Annotated in this window: 16 protein-coding genes; 11 read left to right on the top strand and 5 right to left on the bottom strand. The window is 67.7% G+C overall.

What is annotated here, in order from left to right; all coding sequences use genetic code 11:
* The first annotated feature begins 95 nt into the window (after positions 1 to 95).
* Positions 96 to 2,630: an HAD-IC family P-type ATPase gene (locus ACSGC5_RS02010; protein ID WP_434968934.1), complete on the top strand. Its 2,535-nt coding sequence runs from the start codon at positions 96 to 98 to the stop codon at positions 2,628 to 2,630.
* Here the strand turns inward: ACSGC5_RS02010 and ACSGC5_RS02015 are convergent.
* Positions 2,563 to 3,006 carry a hypothetical protein gene (locus tag ACSGC5_RS02015; RefSeq protein ID WP_434968935.1) on the bottom strand — a complete coding sequence of 148 codons (444 nt, stop codon included), beginning with the start codon at positions 3,004 to 3,006 and terminating at the stop codon, positions 2,563 to 2,565. The two genes, ACSGC5_RS02010 and ACSGC5_RS02015, sit on opposite strands and share 68 nt — an antisense overlap.
* Positions 3,007 to 3,270: 264 nt before the next feature.
* Here ACSGC5_RS02015 and ACSGC5_RS02020 point away from each other — a divergent pair, with 264 nt between their 5' ends.
* Positions 3,271 to 4,581 (top strand): lamin tail domain-containing protein, encoded by a 1,311-nt coding sequence (locus ACSGC5_RS02020; protein ID WP_434968936.1) that lies wholly within the window; start codon positions 3,271 to 3,273, stop codon positions 4,579 to 4,581.
* Positions 4,514 to 8,158: an ExeM/NucH family extracellular endonuclease gene (locus tag ACSGC5_RS02025; protein ID WP_434968937.1), complete on the top strand. Its 3,645-nt coding sequence runs from the start codon at positions 4,514 to 4,516 to the stop codon at positions 8,156 to 8,158. Before ACSGC5_RS02020 ends, ACSGC5_RS02025 begins: the two co-directional genes overlap by 68 nt.
* A 165-nt stretch (positions 8,159 to 8,323) precedes the next feature.
* Here ACSGC5_RS02025 and ACSGC5_RS02030 read toward each other — a convergent pair whose 3' ends face one another.
* The gene (locus tag ACSGC5_RS02030; protein ID WP_434968938.1) at positions 8,324 to 9,358 is read right to left on the bottom strand and encodes a LacI family DNA-binding transcriptional regulator; all 1,035 of its coding nucleotides are present in this window, start codon (positions 9,356 to 9,358) and stop codon (positions 8,324 to 8,326) included.
* Between the two features lie 299 nt (positions 9,359 to 9,657).
* Here ACSGC5_RS02030 and ACSGC5_RS02035 point away from each other — a divergent pair, with 299 nt between their 5' ends.
* From ACSGC5_RS02035 to ACSGC5_RS02050, 4 genes are all read left to right on the top strand, one after another.
* Positions 9,658 to 10,968, top strand: a complete 1,311-nt coding sequence (locus ACSGC5_RS02035) for an ABC transporter substrate-binding protein (protein ID WP_434968939.1) — start codon at positions 9,658 to 9,660, stop codon at positions 10,966 to 10,968.
* 102 nt (positions 10,969 to 11,070) lie between these two features.
* Positions 11,071 to 12,204: a carbohydrate ABC transporter permease gene (locus ACSGC5_RS02040; RefSeq protein ID WP_434968940.1), complete on the top strand. Its 1,134-nt coding sequence runs from the start codon at positions 11,071 to 11,073 to the stop codon at positions 12,202 to 12,204.
* Positions 12,201 to 13,187: a carbohydrate ABC transporter permease gene (locus ACSGC5_RS02045; protein ID WP_434968941.1), complete on the top strand. Its 987-nt coding sequence runs from the start codon at positions 12,201 to 12,203 to the stop codon at positions 13,185 to 13,187. The genes ACSGC5_RS02040 and ACSGC5_RS02045 overlap by 4 nt, the downstream gene beginning before the upstream one ends.
* 289 nt (positions 13,188 to 13,476) lie before the next feature.
* On the top strand, positions 13,477 to 14,706 hold the full coding sequence (locus tag ACSGC5_RS02050; protein ID WP_434969147.1) for a multidrug effflux MFS transporter: 1,230 nt from the start codon (positions 13,477 to 13,479) through the stop codon (positions 14,704 to 14,706).
* Here ACSGC5_RS02050 and ACSGC5_RS02055 read toward each other — a convergent pair.
* Positions 14,696 to 15,253, bottom strand: coding sequence for a nitroreductase family deazaflavin-dependent oxidoreductase (locus ACSGC5_RS02055; protein ID WP_434968942.1), 558 nt, complete (start codon positions 15,251 to 15,253; stop codon positions 14,696 to 14,698). The genes ACSGC5_RS02050 and ACSGC5_RS02055 overlap by 11 nt on opposite strands.
* Positions 15,254 to 15,323: 70 nt before the next feature.
* On the opposite strand from ACSGC5_RS02055, the gene ACSGC5_RS02060 reads away from it, so the two are divergent.
* Both ACSGC5_RS02060 and ACSGC5_RS02065 read left to right on the top strand, forming a co-directional pair.
* Entirely contained in the window at positions 15,324 to 15,953 is a 630-nt protein-coding gene (locus ACSGC5_RS02060; RefSeq protein WP_434968943.1) for a GNAT family N-acetyltransferase, read from the top strand.
* Positions 15,954 to 15,971: 18 nt separating this feature from the next.
* A complete protein-coding gene (locus ACSGC5_RS02065) occupies positions 15,972 to 17,522 on the top strand; it encodes an SDR family oxidoreductase (protein ID WP_434968944.1) in 1,551 nt (516 codons plus the stop codon).
* 27 nt (positions 17,523 to 17,549) lie between these two features.
* Here ACSGC5_RS02065 and cydC read toward each other — a convergent pair whose 3' ends face one another.
* Together cydC and cydD are read right to left on the bottom strand one after the other, a co-directional pair.
* A complete protein-coding gene (cydC, locus tag ACSGC5_RS02070) occupies positions 17,550 to 19,211 on the bottom strand; it encodes a thiol reductant ABC exporter subunit CydC (protein ID WP_434968945.1) in 1,662 nt (553 codons plus the stop codon).
* Positions 19,208 to 20,908, bottom strand: coding sequence for a thiol reductant ABC exporter subunit CydD (gene cydD / locus ACSGC5_RS02075; protein WP_434968946.1), 1,701 nt, complete (start codon positions 20,906 to 20,908; stop codon positions 19,208 to 19,210). The genes cydC and cydD overlap by 4 nt, the downstream gene beginning before the upstream one ends.
* A 184-nt stretch (positions 20,909 to 21,092) precedes the next feature.
* Here cydD and ACSGC5_RS02080 point away from each other — a divergent pair, with 184 nt between their 5' ends.
* Both ACSGC5_RS02080 and modA read left to right on the top strand, forming a co-directional pair.
* On the top strand, positions 21,093 to 21,485 hold the full coding sequence (locus tag ACSGC5_RS02080) for a TOBE domain-containing protein (protein WP_434968948.1): 393 nt from the start codon (positions 21,093 to 21,095) through the stop codon (positions 21,483 to 21,485).
* Positions 21,485 to 22,276 (top strand): molybdate ABC transporter substrate-binding protein, encoded by a 792-nt coding sequence (modA, locus tag ACSGC5_RS02085; RefSeq protein WP_434968949.1) that lies wholly within the window; start codon positions 21,485 to 21,487, stop codon positions 22,274 to 22,276. The genes ACSGC5_RS02080 and modA overlap by 1 nt, the downstream gene beginning before the upstream one ends.
* The last annotated feature ends 11 nt before the right edge of the window (positions 22,277 to 22,287 follow it).

Consider the following 22,287-nt stretch of genomic DNA (forward strand, 5'->3'; position numbering starts at 1 on the left):
GCGACTTCTTCCCGGAGACTCCGGATGCTGCGGCATCCGGAGTCTCCGTCGTTTCGTCCCCGGATCGCTCACGCCCGGCCCGCTAGGGTGAACGCATGACCAGCGCCACCGACGCGGCGACGCAGCCCGGACCAGAGCCGACCCGGGATCCGGACACCATCGAAATCACCGGTCTGACGACAGCGGAGGTCGCGCAGCGGGTCGCGGATGGTCGGACCAACGCCTATCAGGCCGACTCGAGTCGCAGCATCGGCAGCATCATCCGCGCCAACGTCTTCACGATCTTCAACGCGATCGTCGGGTCCTGTTTCGCGGTCCTCCTCGTGCTCGGCCGGTGGCAAGATGCGATCTTCGGGCTCAGCGCCCTCGCCAACACGATCATCGGCGCGTGGCAGGAGTTCCGCGCCAAGGCAGCGCTCGACCGGCTCGCCCTCCTCAACGCCCCGACCGCCCGCGTCATCCGCGAGTCCACCGAGAGCGAGATCCACCCGACCGAGGTCGTCATCGACGACATCCTGGTCTTGCGGGCGGGCGACCAGATCGCGGCCGACGCCGAGGTCGTGCACGCGCGGGGACTGCAGGTCGACGAGTCGATGCTCACCGGAGAGTCGGATGCCGTCGACAAGCACCCAGGCGACGAAGCCCTGTCCGGGTCCATCGTCGTGGCCGGTGAGGGGATGGCGCGGGTCGTCCGCGTCGGCGCGGATTCCTACGCGAACCGCTTCGCGGCCGAGGCGAAGCGCTTCTCGCTCGTCTCGAGCGAGCTGCGTTCCTCGATCAACCTCGTGCTGCGCGTCGTGGGCTGGGCGATCGGGCCCATCGGCCTTCTCGTGCTGAACGCGCAGATGATGGTCTTCGGCGGCTGGGCGGCGGCGTGGGAGAGCGGCGACTGGGTCCAGGCCGCCGTCAACACCATCGCGGCGGTCACCGCCATGATCCCGCTCGGTCTCGTGCTCATGACGAGCATCGCGTTCGCGGTCGGCGCGGCCAAGCTCGCCGGTCGCCAGGTGCTCGTCAATGAGTTACCGGCGGTCGAAGGGTTGGCCCGCGTCGACGTGGTGTGCCTCGACAAGACCGGCACGCTCACCGCTGGCGAGATCGAGTTCGACGCGGTCCACCCCGTCGGTGCGGAGAGTGCGACCGGGTGGGGGGAGGCGTTGGCCTGGTATGGGGCGGACCCGGCGGCAAACGCCACGGCGCGGTGCTTGCGCGATCCCTACCCGCTGGAGCGGATTCTCGCACCGGGAGCGGTCATCCCGTTCTCCTCGGCCCGCAAGTGGAGTGCCGTGTCGTTCGCCGACGGGCCGGCGGGGTCGTGGGTGCTCGGTGCGCCCGAGATGGTCTTCCCGGCGGAGTCCAGACCGGACATGCCCCTCGGGTCGCGTGTGGCCCAGCTTGCGGCAACAGGCCGCCGCACTCTCGTGCTCGGCCACTCTCCGCATCCGATCTCGCCGGAGCAGGCCGATGCGGAGCGCCTTCCGGACGACCTCGTCCCGATCGTCGTGCTCACCTTCCGTGAGCAGGTGCGGCCGGATGCTGCGCAGACGCTGTCCTATTTCCGCGAGCAGGGGGTCGGCATCCGGGTCATCTCGGGGGACAACCCCCGGACGGTCGCGGCGATCGCACGTGAGGTCGGGGTCGACGCTCCCGAAGGGTACGACGCGCGGGAGCTGCCAGACGACGACGAGGAGCTCGCTGACGTCCTCGAGAACTACCACGTGTTCGGACGCGTCACCCCCGAACAGAAGAAGCGGATGGTGACCGCCCTGCAGTCGCGCGGCCACACGGTGGCCATGACCGGCGACGGTGTGAACGACGCGCTCGCGATCAAGACCGCCGACATCGGCATCGCGATGAACTCCGGCGCTGCAGCTACGAAGGCCGTCGCGCGTCTGGTGCTGTTGGACGGACAGTTCTCGCACCTGCCGGATGTCGTCGCGGAAGGTCGCCAGGTGATCGCCAATATCGAGCGCGTCTCGATGCTCTTCCTCACCAAGACCGCCTACATCTTCGTGCTCTCGATCGTCTTCGGCATCCTCATGTTGCAGTTCCCGTTCCTGCCCCGGCAGCTGTCGATCACCGACGGGCTGACGATCGGGATCCCGGCGTTCTTCTTGGCCCTCATGCCCAATCGCCAGCGGTACATTCCGGGGTTCTTGCGTCGCTCTCTGAGCTTTGCCATCCCCGCCGGTGTCGTGGTCGGCGCCGGCCTCACGATCTACACACTGGGCGCGCAGTCGCTCGGAGTCGACGAGACCCAGCTGCGCACCGGAGCGACCATCATCCTCGCGATCGTCGGGATCTGGATCCTCACGGTCCTCTCGCGGCCCATCAATCGCTTCAAGGGACTGGTGATCGGCGCGATGTTCATCGGGCTCGTGCTGATCTTCTCGATCCCGCTCGCGACCGAGTTCTTCCAGCTCGTGGACCCGGGCGAGGATGCCGCCTACCTGCTGACCGCGGTGATCGTTGCGACGATCGGTGGCGTCGAGATCGTGCGGTTCATCCACCGCCGCTTCGTGGCGCGCGACACGGCGGCACGAACAGCGGGTGGGGCACCCGCTACCGCTTCGCGGCGGCGGCGCGGAAGAAGCGGTTCGTCGGCGGAAGCCACAGCACGACGAGGGTGAAGACCTCCAGAGCGAGCTGGATCATCGCGATCCAGTCGAGGTCCGCGGCGGCGATGGCCAAGGCATGAAGCGGTACCTGAATCGCCAGGTACAGGGTCAGCGCGATCCGCGACAGTCGGCTACCGCGCGCGACGCCGGAGGCGATCCCGATGATCAGCAGCCCGAAGAGGATGATCGCTGCCCCGATGAGCGACACCGTGAGGACGTCGCCTGAGTTCGACTGATCGTAGCGGCTCAGCAAGACCAGGATGCCGAGCAGGATGTCCAGCAGTCCCGTGACATACACGAACGCGACGGCCAGCGCCACGATGACGGGTCGACGGGCGGCGTCCCCCGTCGGCTCGACCGCGGCAGTGTCGGTCGTTGTCTCGCTCACGGCACCACTGTAGCGGCCGGCCTTCGCCGTCGGTCATCACGCGAACCCGCACGATTGAGCACGGACCCTCACCTTTCGGTCGAAGAAGCCGGTGGGTTGGTGCGCGAAGGTGTCGGTTCGCGCCTGCGGGTGTTGCGTCGAGGACACGCCGATCCATCCTTTCGACTCGCCGCGTTCACCTCCACGACACTGCTCGGTCGGCGAGCCGTCCGCTTTGGATTCATAGCGTGGGCGCGTCCGTATCGGGGACCACTCGGGAGAATCATGTCGATCACTCAGAACGCCTCTCCGCGTCGACTTGCCGCTGTTGCGGCCAGTGTCGCGCTCGCTCTCACCGGCCTTGCCGTGCCGGTTTCTGCGGTCGCTGCAACGGGCGCGGATGTCATCATCAACGAGGCCTACCTGAAGGGCGGGAGCTCGGGGGCTCCTTACACCAACAAGTTCATCGAGCTCTACAACGCGGGAGACAGTGCCCAGAGCCTCGATGGGTGGTCGCTGCAGTATCGCTCCGCGTCCGGCACCGAGGCGCCGTCTTCTGTCGTCAAGCTCAGCGGCACGATCGAGCCGGGTGACTACTTCCTCGTCCAGGGCGGCAGCAACGGCAGCAACGGTGCGGCGCTGCCCGACGCTGACCTCGTGACGAGCTTCAACCCTGGCGGACAGAACGGTGTCGTGTGGCTCGCCGACGTCGACACCGCTGTCACGCTCAGCACCGGCTCGATCACCGGCAACGACGACATCGTCGACCTCCTGGGATACGGATCGGCGAACACGTACGAGACGGCGGTCGGCCCCGACGCCGGCGGTAACTCGACAGCCAACGCGCTCGTGCGAACCGACCACGTCGACACCGATGACAACTCCGCGGACTTCTCCGTCACGACGACGGTGACCCCGCAGTCATCCGGTGGCGCCGAGCCCGAGCCGACGCCCACCCCTACGGAGACCTCGCCCGAGCCCACAGCCTCGCCGACCGGCGAGCCATCCCCGACGCCGACGGCATCTGCGCTGCCGATCTCCGAGATCCAGGGCACGTCCGACGCGAGTCCGCTCGTCGGCCAGACCGTGACCACGACCGGTGTCGTCACCGCCGCATACCCGACCGGTGGCTACAACGGCTTCTACATTCAGACGCCGGGTACCGGTGGCGCCATCGACCTCGGAACGCACGACGCATCATCCGCGATCTTCGTCTACGGGTCGGCCGCCACCGCGAAGGTGGAGATCGGCGACGAGGTCCAGGTGACCGGCGCGGTCAGCGAGTACAACGGAACGACCGAGATCTCAGCATCCGCCGACGGCGTCACGGTGCTGCCAGACAGCGGTGCGACCATCACGCCCGCCGACGTGGTGGTCCCCGCGACCGAGAGTCAGCGCGAGAGCCTCGAGGGCATGCTGCTCGCTCCTGCCGGCGACTACACGGTCACCAACACCTACACGACCAACCAGTACGCCGAGATCGGGCTCGCCGTCGGCGAGACGCCGATCCTTGTGCCGACCGAGGTCGGTGCCCCCGGGACTGACGAGTACGCCGCCGCTGTCGCTGATGCCGCCGCGCGCGGTCACGCTCGATGACGGCGCCTCGATCAACTTCTTCAGCAACGCCAACAAGGCGATCCCGCTGCCGTACCTCACCGACACGACGGTGACGGTCGGCGCGGATGTCACGTTCACCCAGCCTGTCGTGTTCGAGTTCCGCAACAGCGTGTGGAAGCTCCAGCCGACCGAGCAGCTTGTCGCCGGTGGCACGCTTCCTGCTCAGTTCAGCGACGTGCGCACGGCTGCGCCGGATGCCGTCGGAGGCGACATCCAGCTCGCGTCGTTCAACGTCCTGAACTACTTCACCACGACCGGTGAAGACGCCGGATGCAGCTCGTTCTACACCGACCGCGCGGGCAACCCCATCACGGTCAACCGATGCGGCGATGACGGCCCGCGCGGTGCCGCGAACGACGAGAACCTGCAGCGCCAGCAGGCCAAGATCGTCGAGGCGATCAACGGGCTGAACGCTGAAGTCGTTTCGCTCGAAGAGATCGAGAACTCGGCGAAGTTCGGCCAGGACCGCGATGCTGCGCTGGCCGCACTCGTCGACGCGCTCAACGCCGACCTCGGCTCGGACGACTGGTCCTACGTCCCCTCGCCTGCGGCCGAGGCGCTGCCGGACCTGTCGGCCCAGGATGTCATCCGCACGGCGTTCATCTACAAGAACGCCGCCGTTGCCCCGATCGGTGACTCGGTCGTCCTGACCGACTCCGATGCGTTCGCCAACGCGCGACAGCCGCTCGCACAGGCGTTTGCCGCACCGGGTGAGACCGAGGCGCAATTCGTCGCGATCGTCAACCACTTCAAGTCCAAGAGCTCGTCGGGCGCGAGCGGAGACAACGCCGACCAGGGTGACGGGCAGGGGGCGTACAACGCCGACCGCGTGCGCCAGGCGCAGGCCCTCATCGAATTCGCCGACGAGGTGTCGACGGACGCCGGAACCGAGAACGTGTTCCTGTTGGGCGACTTCAACGCCTACAGCAAGGAAGACCCGGCACGGGAGATCCTCGCGGCCGGTTACACGGACCTCGGAGCGCGGACCGGCGAGTACAGCTACTCGTTCTCGGGTCAATCAGGCTCGCTCGATCACATCTTCGCGTCGGAGGCGGCGCTGTCGATGGTGACCGGTGAGGACATCTGGAACATCAACTCGGGCGAGTCGATCGCTCTCGAGTACAGCCGCTACAACTACAACGCGACCGACTTCTACGAGGTCTCGCCCTACCGTTCGAGCGATCACGACCCGATCGTGGTGGGTATCGATCTGGTCGACCCGAATGCTCCGATCGAGCTCACCCTGTTGAACATCAACGACTTCCACGGGCGTATCGATGGCAACACGGTGGAGTTCGCGGGAACGATCGAGCAGTTGCGTGCCGCGTATGGCGAGGCGAACACGCTGTTCCTGTCGGCCGGTGACAACATCGGTGCGTCGTTGTTCGCATCGTCGCTGTTCCAGGACAAGCCGACGATCGATGTGCTCAACGCGCTGGATCTGGCGGCCTCGGCTGTGGGTAACCACGAGTTCGACAAGGGTCTGGGTGATCTTCAGGGTCGCGTGAGCGACGCTGCGGACTTCCCCTACCTGGGTGCCAACGTGTACGAGAAGGGCACCCAGACGCCGGTGTTCGATGAGTACGCGCTGTTCGATGTGGATGGCGTGACTGTCGCGGTGGTCGGTGCGGTGACGGAGGAGACGCCGTCGCTGGTCTCGCCGGGCGGCATCTCGACGATCGATTTCGGTGACCCGGTGGAGGCGGTGAACCGTGTCGCGGCGCAGCTGTCGGACGGGAACGCGGAGAACGGTGAGGCCGATGTGATCATCGCTGAGTACCACGAGGGCTCGGTCGACGGGGTGAAGGAGGGCGCGACGATCGAGGAGGAGATCGCCGCGGGCGGTGCGTTCGCACGGATCGTGACCGACACCTCCGCGGCGGTGGATGTGATCTTCACCGGACACACGCACAAGGAATACGCGTGGGACGGCCCGATTCCCGGTGAGGACGGGACGCGCCCGGTTCTGCAGACCGGTTCGTACGGCGAGAACATCGGTCAGGTCACCCTCGATGTCGACCCGAACTCGGGTGAGGTCCTCTCGTACGAGTCGCGGAACGTGAAGCGCACGACCGACTCCGAGACCGACCTGGTCAACACCTTCCCCCGCGTGGCTGAGGTGAAGACGATCGTGGATGACGCGCTGGCTGACGCGGCCGAGGTGGGCAATGAGCCTGTCGGGTCAGTGAGCGCCGACATCACGACCGCGTTCGCCGGCGGCTCCTATGTCGACGGTGTGTGGACGGGGGGTACGCGGGATAACCGCATGGCACAGTCGACGCTCGGGAACCTTGTTGCAGATGCACTGGTTGCGTCGCTGTCGGACCCGCTGCGAGGAGGTGCGCAGATCGGTCTGGTGAACCCGGGCGGTCTTCGGGCGGATCTGCTGCGCGGCGATGACGGGGTCATCACCTATGCCGAGGCCAATGCGGTGTTGCCGTTCGTGAACAACCTGTGGACCACGACGCTGACCGGTGCGCAGTTCAAGGCTGTGCTGGAGCAGCAGTGGCAGCCGGAGGGCGCGTCGCGTCCGTACCTGCAGCTGGGCGTGTCGGAGAACGTGTTCTACACGTACGACGCCTCGCGGGCGAAGGGTGACCGGATCACCGGGATCTGGATCGACGGGCAGCCGATCGTGATGGATGCCGAGTACCGGGTCGGATCGTTCAACTTCCTGCTCCAGGGCGGCGACAACTTCACCGTGCTGACCGAGGGAACCGACACCCGCGACTCGGGCCTGATCGACCGCGACGCATGGATCGAATACCTTGGCGACAACTCCCCGCTGGCACCCGACTTCGCCTCGCGCAGCGCGCAGATCACGGGCTTGGCTGACACGATCACACGCGGGTCGACCACGACGTTCGCTGTCAGCGGGCTGAACCTGACCTCGCTCGGAGCCCCCCAGAACACGACAGCGCTGGTCTCGTTCGCCGGCAGTACCGCGGTGTTCGACCCGGTGCCGGTCGTCAACGGCACGGCATCCGTGGAGCTGACGGTTCCTGCCGATGCCGCCGACACGAGCGAGATCATCGTGAACGTCGAGCCCAGCGGCACGACGGTTCGTGCGGCCGTCACCGTGACCGGTGAGGTGACGACCGAGCCCACGCCGACGCCCGGCGAAACCGGTGGGTCGAACCCGCCGGCGGAGGGTGCGTTGACGCCGGAGAAGCAGGGGGCGATCGCGCCGCAGGGCGGGACGACGTTCGAGCAGGGTCAGGCGGTGACGATCACGGTCGGCATCCCGTATGCAGGGCAGACGGTTGAGGGCTGGTTGTTCTCGACGCCCACTTACCTGGGGACGGCGGTGGTGAGCGCTGCCGGGACGGCGACGTTCACTGTTCCGGCCGACATGCCGGTCGGCACACACCGCCTGGTCGTGACCGATTCAACCGGAGCGGTGATCGGGTGGGTATACGTGCAGGTCGAGGCGCTGGCCGCGACCGGCGGCACCGCGCAGTCGGTCAACCTCCTGCCGTGGGCGGCCGCGGCAGCGTTGTTGGGCGGACTCGCGCTTGTCGTCATCCGTCGCCGCGGAACACGCGCACACGCCTAGGCCCCACCAACCGAAGTTCCGGCATCCGTCTTGCGTGGATGCCGGAACTCCGGCGTCTCCGGCGTCGGCCTGCCACACGAGAGCCCGTCATTCCGGTGAGCCACCGCGCGCTCCGGGGTGTCTCAGAGAACGTCGGGCGTATGACCGAACGCGGTGTGCTACCGGTCAGGGCGATACGCCGACGCCGACGGTCACCGACGGCGTTCCCGGTGGGGGAGCTGTGGAGCTCCGTACGATCAGGCGCGCCTGGATGCTGACGTCCCGCGGCGGCTGGGCCGGGTCCTCGAGCTGGGAGAGCAGCATCTGCGCTCCCTGGATGCCCTGTTGCCGCGGTGACTGCTCGAGCGTCGTGAGGGCGAACATCTCGGCGAACTCGTGGTTGTCGATTCCGACGACACTCAGCGACCCCGGCACGGGGATGCCCAGTCGCCGAGCGGCGATGATCGCACCGATGGCCACCTCGTCGCAGGTGGCCACGAGCGCTGTCGGACGTCGCTCGGGATCGCCGAGGAGATCGACGGCCGCTGCGTAGCCGCCGGGCAGGGTCACTTCTGAGCGCACATGTGTCGCGGCAAGTCCCGCCTCCGTCATCGTCGCCTGGTAGCCCGCCAAGCGTGCGCGGTCGACGTGAGGCCCCCGGGAGAGGGAGACGCCACCGAGGAAGGTGATCCTGGTGTGCCCGAGCTCGATCAGGTGGGCGGTTGCGCGCCGGGCGGCGTGCTCGTCATCCAGTCGCACGACGCCGGCGTTGTCGCCGATCGCCACCACGCTGACGACCGGCCGACCGATCGCGACAAGGCGCTCGAGTTCGTGGTGGTCGGGTTCGAGGCCCACCGCGATCAAGCCGTCGAAGCGCTTTCTGGCAAGGAAGTCGTCGAAGACGCGTCGGCGCCCCTCCGTGCCCGGCTTGGCGTCGTAGAGCGTGAGGTCGTATCCCGACTCGAGCAGGACCTCTTGGATGCCCTCCAACACCTCGGCGAAGAACCACCTGTTCAGATACGGCATCACGACGCCCACGTTGCGTGTGCGTCCGGTCGCAAGGCTGGCCGCGCTCGAGGATGGCACGTAGCCCATCTCGTGCGCCACGCGGACCACGCGTTCACGCGTGGCTGCAGCGACGTACCCGTGTCCCGTCAGCGCACGGCTGGCCGTCGCTTTCGAGACGCCCGCCGCCCGGGCTACGTCCTCGATGCCGCTCACGTCCTCGCACCTTCCAGAGCTGTCGGCGATTCTCGACACCCGAAGTGCGATCAGCCGTCGATCTCTTGTAGAGACAGGCTAAAGGACGGGGCCCGAAAAAGGGAACCGGTTCCACAAGATTGTTGCGTGGACAGTCACTATGGACGTAGTCAGAAGAGCGCTCCCATGCGCAGTTATCTGGTCGTGATGGTCCATCTGTTGTGCGGTTGAGAAGAGGGCGCTACGGTGTCATGGAAGCGGTTCCGGAGAGGCTCTTACGAAGGAACCATGTCTGCGCTCAACGAGGAGGAGTCATTCATATGGGCATGACACAGCGTCACAAGATGCTCGGCGCGGTGGCGATGGCCGGCGTCGCCGGTATCGCGCTGGCCGGCTGCGCGAGCGACGGCGGCGACGGTGGCGGCGGCGACGTCGACAACGTCGTCACGATCTACGGCACGATCTCGGATACCGAGGCCGAACTGCTCGACCAGTCGTGGGCTGACTTCGAAGAGGAGTCGGGCATCGACATTCAGTACGAAGCCTCGAAGGAGTTCGAGTCGCAGATCGGCATCCGGGCACAGGGAGGGAACCCGCCCGACATCGCGATCTTCCCGCAGCCGGGTCTGCTCGCAGACCTCGCCTCGCGTGGGTACCTCGTGCCGGCGCCCGAGGGCGTTCAGCAGAACGTCGCAGACTACTGGTCGGAGGACTGGGCCGCGTACGGCACCGTCGACGGCACCCTTTACGGTGCGCCGTTGATGGCATCCGTCAAGGGCTTCATCTGGTACCAGCCGGCGAAGTTCGCCGAGTGGGGCCTCGAGGTCCCCACGACGCTCGACGAGCTGATGGACGTCACCCAAACGATCCAGTCGACGACGGGCAAGGCGCCGTGGTGCGCGGGCTTCGGCTCGGGTGATGCCACCGGTTGGCCCGGCACCGACTGGGTCGAGGACATGGTGCTGCGCGACTCGGGACCCGAGGTCTACGACCAGTGGGTGGCCAACGAGGTGAAGTTCACCGACCAGCCGATCATCGATGCGTTCAACGCGACCGGTGAGTACCTGCTCAACCCCGAGTACGTCAACGCCGGTTTCGGTGACGTGCAGTCGATCAACTCGACCGAGTTCGGCGACCCTGCTGCTGCCCTCGTCTCTGGCGAGTGCGCGCTGCACCACCAGGCGTCGTTCTTCACCGGGTTCATCGAGGATGCCGGCGGCGTGGTCGCCGAGGACGGCGATGTGTGGGCGTTCATCATGCCCGGTCAGGAAGCCGGCGCTCCGGCCGTCACCGGTGGCGGTGAGATCGTCGGTGCGTTCAACGACGAGTCCGACACGCAGGCCGTGCTCGAGTACCTGTCGAGCCCGGAGTGGGCGAACAACCGTGTGTCGCTCGGCGGCGTCATCTCGGCCAACTCGGGCCTCGACCCGGCCAACGCCTCGTCGGGCATCCTGACGCAGGCGATCGAGATCCTGCAGGACCCGAACACCACGTTCCGGTTCGACGCATCCGACCTGATGCCCAGCGCTGTCGGCGCCGGGACCTTCTGGAAGGGCATGGTCTCGTGGATCAGCGGTACCCCCGTCGAGGAGGTCACCGCCCAGATCGAAGCCGGCTGGCCCGCCAGCTGACACTGATCACAGAGGGGCCGCCTCGCTCAGGCGGGGCGGCCCCTCTGCCGCTTTCCTGGCTAGGATTCGAGCGAGTCCACTGCTGTACTCGAAAGGAGCGACGTGACCGCCTTCTTCAGCTGGGTCGGCACGATGCACCCGATTCTGCAAGCGATCGTCGTGGTCGTTGCATTCCTCGCGGTGATCGGCCTGATCCTCTTCCTCGTCGACATTGCGCCCCGTTCCGGGCCCGTCTACACCTGGATACGGCTCGCGATGTGCGTGCTCATCCCGGTCGTCACGGTGGTCCTGTTCAACTCCGTCTGGTGGGCAGCGATCGTCGCTGCGCTCATCGGCGGCCTCTTCTTCGTGATCGACTATCGCTCGCGAAACGGCAAGGGGTACTTCATCCAGCTCGTGGCCTTCATGACACCGGCAGCGCTGCTGCTGCTGATCGGCCTCATCCTCCCGTCGATCCAGACCTTCGTCGCATCGTTCATGAACGCTGCGGGCAACAGCTTCGTCGGTTTCGACAACTTCGTCTGGATCTTCACCCAGCCCGACGGCATCCGCACCGTCGTCAACACCATCATCTGGGTGCTCATCGCCCCGACGGTGTCCACCGTCGTCGGACTGGCCTATGCGGTCTTCATCGACAAGACGCGGGGCGAGAAGATCTACAAGGTTCTGGTGTTCATGCCGATGGCGATCTCCTTCGTCGGCGCGAGCATCATCTGGAACTTCGTGTACGCCTACCGTGGTCCCGAGTTCACTCAGATCGGTCTGCTCAACCAGATCGTGGTGTGGTTCGGCGGTGAACCGCAGCAGTGGCTGCTGACGGAGCCGTGGAACACCTTCTTCCTGATCGTCGTGCTCATCTGGGTGCAGACCGGTTTCGCGATGGTGATCCTCTCGGCTGCCATCAAGGGTGTGCCGACCGAGCAGCTCGAGGCGGCCCAGCTCGATGGCACGAACGCCTGGCAGCGCTTCATCAACGTGACGGTGCCGGCGATCAGCCCCGCGATCATCGTCGTGCTGACCACGATTTCCATCGCCTCGCTGAAGGTGTTCGACATCGTCCGCACCATGACCGGTGGGAACTTCGGAACCTCTGTCATCGCGAACGAGATGTACACCCAGTTCACGAAGTTCGAGGCGGGGCGTAGCGCTGCCTTCGCCGTCATCCTGTTCCTCCTGGTGCTGCCGATCGTCATCTACAACGCCCGGCAGATCCGCAAGCAGAAGGAGATCCGATGAGCGAGGTTATGCCGATCGATCTCCCGATCGACAAGGAGACGGAGAAGGAACTCGAACGCGGGATGCGCCGCTCGCAAGGCGGCGGCTCCGGACGGGCGGGACGTGCTCGAAAGGTCCTGTCCAAGCCCTGGGCGACAGTCGCCTCCATCATCATCGCGGTCGCCTGGACGATTCCCACCTTCGGTCTGTTGATCTCGTCGTTCCGGCCCGAGCAGCAGATCAAGACGACGGGCTGGTGGACGTTCTTCACCGACCCGCAGGTCACGCTCGAGAACTACATCCAGGTGCTGCAGGCGGGTAACACGCAGCTGACGATGGCCGAGGCGTTCATCAACTCGATCGCCATCACGATTCCTGCAACGATCGTTCCGCTCACGCTCGCAGCGTTTGCCGCGTACGCGTTCTCGTGGATCGACTTCAAAGGCCGGGACTGGCTGTTCATCTTCGTGTTCGCGTTGCAGATCGTGCCGATCCAGATGGCGCTGATCCCGCTGCTGAGCTCGTTCTCTCGAGGACTGAACTTCTTCGGGGTACAGATCACCGGTCCGCTGGGCGTCTCGGGCGGCTACGCGCAGGTCTGGATCGCCCACTCGATGTTCGCTCTGCCGCTGGCGATCTATCTGCTGCACAACTTCATGTCGCAGATTCCCGCCGACATCATCGAGGCTGCTCGCGTGGATGGCGCATCACGGGGGCAGATCTTCTTCCGGATCGTTCTGCCCCTGACGATGCCGGCGCTCGCGTCGTTCGCCATCTTCCAGTTCCTGTGGGTCTGGAACGACCTGCTCGTGGCGTTGATCTTCGCGGACGGCCCTGTCGCACCGATCACGAAGCTCCTGGCAGAGATCACCGGTACCCGCGGCAACGAGTGGCAGCTGCTCACGGCGGGTGCGTTCGTGGCGATCATCGTTCCGCTCATCGTGTTCTTCTCGCTGCAGAGGTACTTCGTGCGAGGTCTGCTCGCAGGATCCACGAAGGGCTGATCCTTCGGATCCGCAGAGAATGGGGCGTCCTGCGGGGCGCCCCATTCTCGCGTCCGGTCTCCCGGGCAACAGCATCGGGTATCATGGAGTCGAATCGATTCGACTTTCTCGCCTGTTGCGAGCCTGAACGGAAACCGTGCCCGACTCCGCCACCATCCCGCTGCCGCGCCGCCGAGCCTCCGCCGCCGAGAACACCGCCGCCGAGCACGCGCAGCCTTCGCCACCTCACTCCCACACATCGACAGGAGCGATCCGTACCCTGGGAGCGAACCCGGCGACTGCGCCGGTCATGCTGCACCCGGGCGATGCGATTCCCGCGCGCCGCCGGGTGCTCTACATCATCCTTCTGGGCGCGCTGACCGCGCTCGGCCCGTTCACGATCGACCTCTACCTTCCTGCCTTCCCGGTGCTCGAGGCGGACTTCCAGACCACATCGGCGGCGATCCAGCTGACTCTGACGGGAACCATGATCGGCTTCGCGGTCGGTCAGCTCGTGGTGGGGCCGCTCAGCGACAAGGTGGGGCGGCGCCTGCCGCTGATCGCGGTCACGGCGTTGCACGTGCTCGCCAGCGCCGCCGCCGCCCTTGCGCCGACGCTTCTCACCCTCGGCGCCGCTCGATTCTTCATGGGGGTCGGTGCCGCAGCCGGCGGCGTCGTCGCCATGGCGATCGTGCGCGACCTGTTCGGCGGAAAGCGCCTGGTCATCATGCTCAGTCGCCTCGCGCTTGTCAGCGGCGTTGCCCCGGTCGTCGCGCCCCTCATCGGGTCGGCGCTGCTGATCGTCATGCCCTGGCAGGGGATCTTCATCGTCCTGGCGCTCTACGGGATCGTGATGCTTGTCAGCACGATCTTCATCATCCCCGAGACGCTGCCTCCGGCTCGACGTCACGAGAAGGGCAGCACGACCGCGCGGCAACGGTACCGCTCCGTGCTCAGCGACCGCGTGTTCCTCGGGGTCCTCGTGATCGGCGGCATGAACTTCAGCGGTCTGTTCTCGTACCTGTCGGCCTCGCCGTTCCTGTTCCAGGAGAGCTACGGATTCGACCCCCAGGCGTACGGACTGCTCTTTGCCGTGAACTCGCTCGGAATCGTGTTCGGAGTGCAGGCGGCCTCGCGGTTGGCCGCTCGCTTCGGCCCCCAGTGGGTTCTGGCGTTCTCGACCGCCGGCACGGTCGTCTTCGGCGCAGCGATCGTGGTCGCCGACAGCCTCGGGCTCGGTCTCTGGGGCACCATGGTGCCCCTCTTCCTGTTCATCACCGCCGTCGGCTTCGGGTTCCCCTGCGTGCAGGTGCTCGCCCTCGACCGTCACGGCAAGGCAGCGGGAACAGCAGCATCCATTCTCGGTGCGGTCAACTTTGGTGTGGCGGGCGCCGTGTCGCCTCTTGTGGGCTGGCTTTCATCCAGCGCGGGGATCACCGCCACGACCATGGCATCGGTCATGGTCGGATGCGGCGTCATCGCCGTCCTGGCCCTGTGGTTGATCGTGCGACCGCGGACGGTGCAGGCTCTCACCCCGTAGCGGGATCCTCGGACGCGACGGACGCGTATGCCCGTACGGGCTGGAGGCGGAACAGCCGCACCGTGCGAGGAGATTCGCGTTCGTACGCCCGATACCCGGGCCACTGGGACTCGATGCGTGCCCACGCGGCATCCCTCTCGTCGTCCGCGATGACCGTGGCGTGCACGAGCATTCGCCGCCCTCGGACCGTGATGGCGGCATCCGGATGTGCGAGGAGATTCGCCGTCCACGCTGGGTGGCGTTGGCCGGCGAAGTTGGTTCCCGCCACGATCGCGCGTCCCTGTCCGTCCGGGGTGTACATCAGGGGGACGTCTCGGGGCAGCCCGCTCTTGGCCCCCGTTGTGTGGAGGACCAGCGACGGGACCAGGACGGCGCTGAGCTGGACGCGTCCGCGGCTGAGGACCGTGAAGACGCGCTCGATCGGGGGCAGGACCCGCGGGCCCGCGGCCCGGAACAGGCGGGTTCGCGTGAGGGGAGCCAGCAGAGCACGCAACAGGTCGCGCACCGGCCGGGCGATGCGCTGCAGGATCTCGGCGGTGCGTGTCACCTGATCGTCCTCACTCGACCATCCTCGCAGTCTCGCCGCGGGCGGGCCAGGGGGCGTCTACGATCGGTGCGTGGCCAGGATCCGAGCCTTTCGCGAGGATGACGCGTCGGCGCTCGCGTCCGTGTGCATCCGCACCGCTGACGCCGGGCGCGATGCGAGCGGGGTGCTCATCGACGACGAGATCTGGCCGGACGTGTTCCTGAACCCGTACGTGGTTCGGCATCCGGACCTGGCACTCGTCGTCGAGACGGACGGATCCCCGTCGGGCTATCTCGTGTGCGCACCCGACACCCGCTCCTTCGAGGACTGGTTCGCCACGACCTGGTGGCCCGAGCGGGCAGCGCGATGGGCGCACCGCCTCGCCGAGAACCGTGCAGATCCCCGCGTCCGGCGCACCGCAGACATCCTGCGTTACGCCGCGGGCCGGCGGGCGGGGGCGGAGCCGTACGGCGACACGTACCCTGCGCACCTGCACATCGACCTGCTGCCGGACCTGCAAGGTCAGGGCTGGGGGCGGCGCCTGATCGACACCCTCCTCGGAGTGCTTCGCGAGCGCGGCGTCACCGGCGTGCATCTGGTCGCCGACGCGTCCAACGCCCCGGCGCTGGCCTTCTACGATCGCCTCGGGTTCGCGCGGCTGCCGTCGCACGAGGGAGCCCAGGCCTTCGGATGGACACTGGATGACCCCGAGCCCTCCTGACCGCGTTAGCCTGCAGGTGTGGACGATCTCACCGCCCCTACGGGACTGGAGCCCGCGCTCGTCGCCCACCCCCGGCCGGGCGGGGAGAAGCCGCTGGCACTCGTGCTGGGAGCGACCGGGTACCTCGGCGGGCGTCTCGTTCCGCGGCTGCTGAACGCGGGGTATCGGGTCCGTGTCCTGGCGCGGCATCCCGAGCGGGTCGCGGCGTTCTCCTGGGGAGAGCGGGTAGAGATCGTCGCGGGGGACGCGAAAGACCCGGATGCGGTTGCAGAAGCCGTGCGTGATGTCGATGTGCTCTACTACCTCATCCACTCGATGATGTCCGGCGGTGCGTTCGAGCAGACCGACCGTGACGTCGCGCGAACGGTCGCGGACGCTGCTGCCCGGGCATCCGTCGCCCGCATCGTCTATCTCGGCGGGCTCCACCCCGACGATGCACCCCTGTCGCCGCATCTTCGCAGCCGAGTCGAGGTCGGGCAGATCCTGCTGGACTCGGGTGTTCCGACCCTTGTGCTCCAGGCGGGCGTCGTGATCGGGTCGGGGTCGGCATCCTTCGAGATGGTCCGGCACCTGACCGATGTGCTTCCCTACATGCCGGCCCCGAAGTGGGTACGTAACCGCATCCAACCGATCTCGGTGCGCGACGTGCTGCACTACCTGCTCGGTGCGGCACGCGTCCCTCCCGATGTCAACGCCGCCGTCGACATCGGCGGACCCGATGTGCTTCGCTACGGGCAGATGATGAACGGGTACGCCGTCGTGGCAGGACTCCCGCAGCGAGCTATCGCCGCATTGCCGGTGTTGACGCCGAGGCTGGCATCCTTGTGGGTCAATCTGGTCACGCCGATCCCGGCGGCGATTGCGCGTCCGCTCGTCGAGTCACTTCAGGTCGACTGCGTCGTGAGGTCCTGGGCCGTCGACGACCTGATTCCTCGTCCCGAGGACGGATTGCTGCGATATCGGGATGCTGTAGCCCTCGCTCTGAGCCGCGAGAAGGAAGACACGGTCGAGACGAGCTGGGCGGACACGGAGCTTCTCGATGTCCCCTCGAGTCCGCTCCCCAGCGACCCCGAATGGGCCGGGCAGGTCGTCTTCGTCGATGAGCGGTCCGCGACGACGTCGGCGCCTGCATCCGCGCTGTGGCGGGTCATCGAGGGGATCGGCGGTCAGAACGGGTGGTACTCGTCACCGCTGTTGTGGGCGATCCGTGGGTGGATGGACCGGCTCGTCGGAGGCGTGGGTCTGCAACGGGGGCGACGGAGCAAGGGCCGTCTTTCCGCGGGGGACGCGCTCGACTTCTGGCGTGTCGAGGCGATCGATCATGGCAGCTTCCTGCGGCTGCGCGCCGAGATGAAGGTGCCCGGGCTTGCCTGGCTGGAGTTGCGCGCGACACCCACCGACACGGGCTCGCGCTACGACCAGCGCGCTGTGTTCTTCCCTCACGGACTCGCTGGGCGGCTCTACTGGTTCGCGGTGCTGCCGTTTCACGGGTTCATCTTCCGAGGCATGGCCAACCGCATCGCCGCTGCGGCGGAGACCGTCGACGACACCGATCGTGCCCAGGTCTAGACCCGAGCCCTCCGATCGTGCCCCGGGCTAGACCAGAGCCCCTCGATCGAGCCGCACGACGCGGTCGACCAGGCCCTCCGGCACCGTGACGTGGGAGATCAGGATGAGGCACTGGTGCGGTTCGACCGCCGACAGCAGGTCGGTGAGCAGGGCGTCGGATGCCGCGGGGTCCACTCCCGCCGTGGGCTCGTCGAGCACGAGGACGGGGAACCCGTGCAGCAGAGCGCGGGCCAGTGCGATGCGCTGCGCCTGTCCGCCGGATACCAGCTGTCCGCGTTCACCGACGCGCGCATCCAGCCCGCCGCGTTCGCGTAGCCAGGGGCCGAGCCCGACCCGCTCGAGGGCGGCCTCGAGCTCCGCATCCGTGGCGTCCTCCCGCGCAAAGAGCAGGTTCTGTCGGATGTCCTCGTCGAAGAGCATGGGGTTCTGCTCGCACAGTCCGACGGTGCGGCGCAGGTCGTCGGAGGCGATGGCATGCGCATCCGTCTCGCCGATGCGGTACTCGCCGTCGCTGTCGAGGAAACGGACCAGTGCGTGCGCGAGCGTGGACTTGCCCGAGCCGGAGGATCCGACCACCAGGAGGCGCTCGCCGGCACGGATCTCGAGCGTGATCTGGCGCAGCGCGGCCGTGTCGGTGTGGGGCCAGGTCGCGGACAGATCCCGCAGGACGATGCCCTTACCGAGCGCGGGCCCGGTCCCGGTCGCTTCCGGTTCGTCACGGACGATACCCGCGGGAGGCTCGGCGGGAAGCGAGTCGGCGATGCGCTCTGCGGACGCGCGGACCTGTCGCCACGCTGCCGCCGCGAGCGGAACTGCGGCGAACACCTCGAAGACCGCCATCGGTACGAGGACGGCGACGGCCAGATTCGGCCCGCTGAGTGTTCCTGCCGCTGCCGCAGGAGCTGTGACGAGAATCGCCGCGAGCGACGCGGCGCCGGCCAGCAGCGACACGATGCCGGCTGTCCCGGCCTGCGCGCCGGCGCGGCGGATCACGGCGCGGCGCAGCAGCCGGTCGGCCTCACGGATCCGGGCTCGACTCTCGTCCACGGCGCCATAGGCCAGGAGCACGTCCAGGCTGCCGACGTGGTCGAGGAGGGCATCGGCCAATCGCGCGCGCAGCGGCGCGATCGCGCGTTCTGCGCGGGCGCCAGCGACCCAGCCCCAGCCGACCGCCGCGACCGCGGCCACCGCGAGGCAGGCCAGCAGAGTGAGTCCCGCGGGCCACGAGATGAGCATCACGAGGATGACGGCCGCCAGCGCGACGGTGGCCGATGCGACCAACGGCTGGACCACCCGCAGCGGCAGGTTCTGGAGATCGTCGACGTCGTCCACGAGCGCGCCGAGGACGGAGCCGCGTCGTGTGCGGGTGAGGCCGTCGGGAGCGAGCGGGATGAGGCGGCGCACCATATCGGTGCGGGTCGCGGCGAGCTGACGCAGTGCGGCGTCGTGGCCGGCCAGCCGGTCGAGGTAGCGGAACACCGAGCGGGTCAGGGCGAAGAAACGCACGCCGACGACGGCGACGGAGATGTAGAGGACCGGCACCATTTCGCTCGAGCGGACGATGAGCCACGCGCTGGTCGCGAGCAATCCGATGGCCGACGCCTCGGAGATGAAGGCGGATGCTGCGCCCGGCCAGAACCGGCGGGCGGGCGGCATGGCACCGCGGAGAACGTCGCGTGCCGTCGTCATGCGATCACCTCGCTCGGGATGAGGCCGACGACCTCATCCGCGATCCGGCGCGCGCTCTCGCGGTGCGACACGAGGAGGACTGCGGCGCCGGCGTCCGCCAGCGCCCGAACGGATGCCCACAGTCGCGCCTCCGTCTGGGCATCGAGTGCCGCGCTGGGCTCATCGAGGGCGATCACCGGCGCGGCGCCGCGCAGGTGGCGGTAGAACGCCCGTGCCACCGCGACTCGCTGGGCCTGACCGCCGGACAGTCCTGCCCCCTGCACTCCGAGCTCGAGGCCCGGCGAGATCTCCTCTGCGCACGCGAGTTCCAGGGACCTCTCGATCAGCGTGGGGTCGGGGGCGCTGTCGCCGAGAGCGACGTTGTCGGCGACGGTGGCCGACACCAGTCCGGCGTTCTGACCTGCCCAGGCAAGCCACTGCGCCGCGGGGAGATCGCGAACGTCCACGCCGTCGATCCGCGCGATGCCGTCGAACGAGGCTGCGCCGCGCAGGGCGGCCAGGATGCTGGATTTGCCCGCTCCGCTCGGTCCCTCCAAGAGCACCACACGCCGCGGCGCGACCGCGAACGACACGGGGGGCAGCACACGCTCGCCGCGCCGCACCCGCAGCTCACGAACCTCCAGCACTCCCACGGGCGGAGGCGATGTCACGGGAGCTGCCGCCGAGTCCGCCACGGATGCCGCGGCATCCAGCACCGTGAAGATGTCGTCTGTCGCGGCGACGCCTTCTGCTGCCGCGTGGAACTGGACCCCCACCTGGCGCAGGGGGAGATACGCCTCCGGGGCCAGGAGCAGGACGAACAGGCCCACCGCGAGGGTGAGTGAGCCGTCGAGGAGCCGGAACCCGATCGTGACCGCCACGATCGCAACGGCGATGGAAGCGAGGAACTCAAGCATGAAACCCGAGAGGAACGACACGCGCAGGACCTTCATCGTCTCGCGCCGGTACCTCGTCGTGACGCCCTCAATCGAGTCGGCGGCGCGGTACTGGCGCCCGAACACTTTGAGCGTGGACAAGCCTTGCACGGTGTCACTGAATCGCGCGGCGAGGTGCCCGAGCGTTCGCCACTGTCGCTGCTGCACAGCGCGCGTGGCCAGTCCGATGAGCACCATGAAGACGGGGATGAGGGGGAGCGTCAGCAGAACGGTCAGTCCGCTCAGCCAGTCCTGCCACCACATGATCGCCACGAGGATCGGTGTGGCGATCGCGGTCAGCACGAGTTGTGGCAGATAACGGCCGAAGTAGGCGTCGAGGGCGTCCAGACCACGACCTGCGGTCACGGCGAGTTGAGCGGTGTTGCGTGTCGAGAGCCACTCGGGACCGAGCTTGCCGACGGCCTCGATGAGGTGTGCGCGCAGTTCGCTCTCGACCCGAGCGGCGGCGCGGGACGAGGCGGCCTCACGCGCCCACATGAGCATCGCCCGGATGACGATCGTCGCGCCGAGCGCGGCGAGCGCGGGCGCGAGGTCGGTCAGCGGTTGTCCGTCGATGGCTCCCACGATGCCGGCAGTGAGGAACCACGCGAAGGAGATGATCGTGAGCGTCTGTGCGAGTCCGATGAGACCGATCAGTGCGAAGAACCCGCGCGAGCTGGCGGCGTAGCGCAGCAGTCGTGGATCGACCGGGCGCTGACGCGGCGCCCTCGGCACCGCCGCGGCATCCGGCTGCGGCGGTGCGGCATCCGGCTGAGAGGGCATTCTTCGAGTCTGCCCCATGATCCGCCGGCTCTGCCTCGCTGACGCCGTGCCAAAGGTCCCGTGCTCAGCGCTCGTGGAAGCGGGAGTCTTGCGAGCGCTGATGCGGGGGGAATGGGAAGAGAGGCCCGCATGTGCGTTCCCAGGGGACGAAAGTCACCGAGGATGCGGATGTTACGATCGTCCCGTGCGCACCTACCGGGTCTCCGAAGCCGCCCGGCTTCTCGGTGTCAGCGACGACACCGTCCGGCGGTGGATCGATAACGGCGTGCTTGCGACAACCGGCGATGCTCCGACGGCGATCGCGGGCGACGCCCTCGCGCGGCGCGCAGTGGAGATCGCGCAGGCCGGCGGCGACCCCCGCGACGTCCTCTCCAGCGCCCGAAACCGTTTCGTGGGGTTGGTCACGAGGATCCAGGTGGACGGTGTGATGGCGCAGGTCGACATCCAGTCCGGCCCCCACCGGGTCGTTTCGCTCATGTCGGCCGAGGCCGTGCACGAGCTCGGCCTCGAGGTCGGTGCGCTTGCCACGGCGGTCGTCAAAGCGACGACGGTCATCGTCGAGACCCCGAGAAGCTGATGCCGCCTGCTCGTGGCGCCCGCCCGTTCACTCTCGCGCTCAGTGCCGTGCTGCTCCTCGCGGCCGGCGGGTGTGCGGCGCCGGGTCAGGGCACGCGCTCGGGGGAGCCCGGTGAGCGAGCGGACCACCTCACGGTTGCCGCAGCCGCGTCCCTGCAGGGGGCCTTCGATGAGATCGCGCGACGCTTCGAGGCGGACAACCCCGGCATCGCTGTGTCCCCGATCATCTACGACGGCTCATCGACCCTCGCCACCCAGATCGTCGAGGGCGCGCCGGTCGACGTGTTCGCGTCGGCCAACGATGCGACGATGGCCCGAGTCGCGGACGCCGGACTCGCCGCCGCCCCCGAGCCGTTCGCGTCGAACACCCTCGTCCTGGTCGTTCCCGCCGGCAACCCGGGTGGGGTCACTGGTCTCTCGGACCTCGCGTCGCCCGATCTGGCTGTCGTCCTGTGCGCGAGCGAGGTGCCGTGCGGCGCCGCGTCCGAGGCCCTTCTTCGCAACGCGGGGGTGACCGTCACGCCGGCGAGTTTCGAGCAGAACGTCACCGCCGTGGTCACCAAGGTGGCAGCGGGAGAGGCGGACGCGGGGGTGGTCTACGCGACGGATGCCGCCGGCCGAGGCGACGTCGATGCGATCGTACCGTCGGGAGCCGGCGCCGTCGTCAACCGATATTGGATCGCGCCGCTTGCCGATGCCGGGGCTCCCGACGCCGCGACGGCCTTCGTCGCCTACGTGCGGGGCCCGGCGGGGCAGCGCATCCTCGCGACCGCGGGATTCGGTAGCCCGTGACCGGCGTGACG

The sequence above is a fragment of the Microbacterium sp. bgisy207 genome, from assembly GCF_965345035.1.
GTDB lineage: Bacteria > Actinomycetota > Actinomycetes > Actinomycetales > Microbacteriaceae > Microbacterium.

Excerpts from the sequence above, each read along its gene's own strand:
- ACSGC5_RS02010 (WP_434968934.1), top strand. The coding sequence starts at position 96 with ATGACCAGCGCCACCGACGCGGCGACGCAGCCCGGACCAGAGCCGACC.
- ACSGC5_RS02020 (WP_434968936.1), top strand. The coding sequence starts at position 3,271 with ATGTCGATCACTCAGAACGCCTCTCCGCGTCGACTTGCCGCTGTTGCG.
- ACSGC5_RS02035 (WP_434968939.1), top strand. The coding sequence starts at position 9,658 with ATGGGCATGACACAGCGTCACAAGATGCTCGGCGCGGTGGCGATGGCC.
- ACSGC5_RS02045 (WP_434968941.1), top strand. The coding sequence starts at position 12,201 with ATGAGCGAGGTTATGCCGATCGATCTCCCGATCGACAAGGAGACGGAG.
- ACSGC5_RS02050 (WP_434969147.1), top strand. The coding sequence starts at position 13,477 with ATGCTGCACCCGGGCGATGCGATTCCCGCGCGCCGCCGGGTGCTCTAC.
- cydC (WP_434968945.1), bottom strand. The coding sequence starts at position 19,211 with ATGACGACGGCACGCGACGTTCTCCGCGGTGCCATGCCGCCCGCCCGC.
- cydD (WP_434968946.1), bottom strand. The coding sequence starts at position 20,908 with ATGCCCTCTCAGCCGGATGCCGCACCGCCGCAGCCGGATGCCGCGGCG.
- modA (WP_434968949.1), top strand. The coding sequence starts at position 21,485 with ATGCCGCCTGCTCGTGGCGCCCGCCCGTTCACTCTCGCGCTCAGTGCC.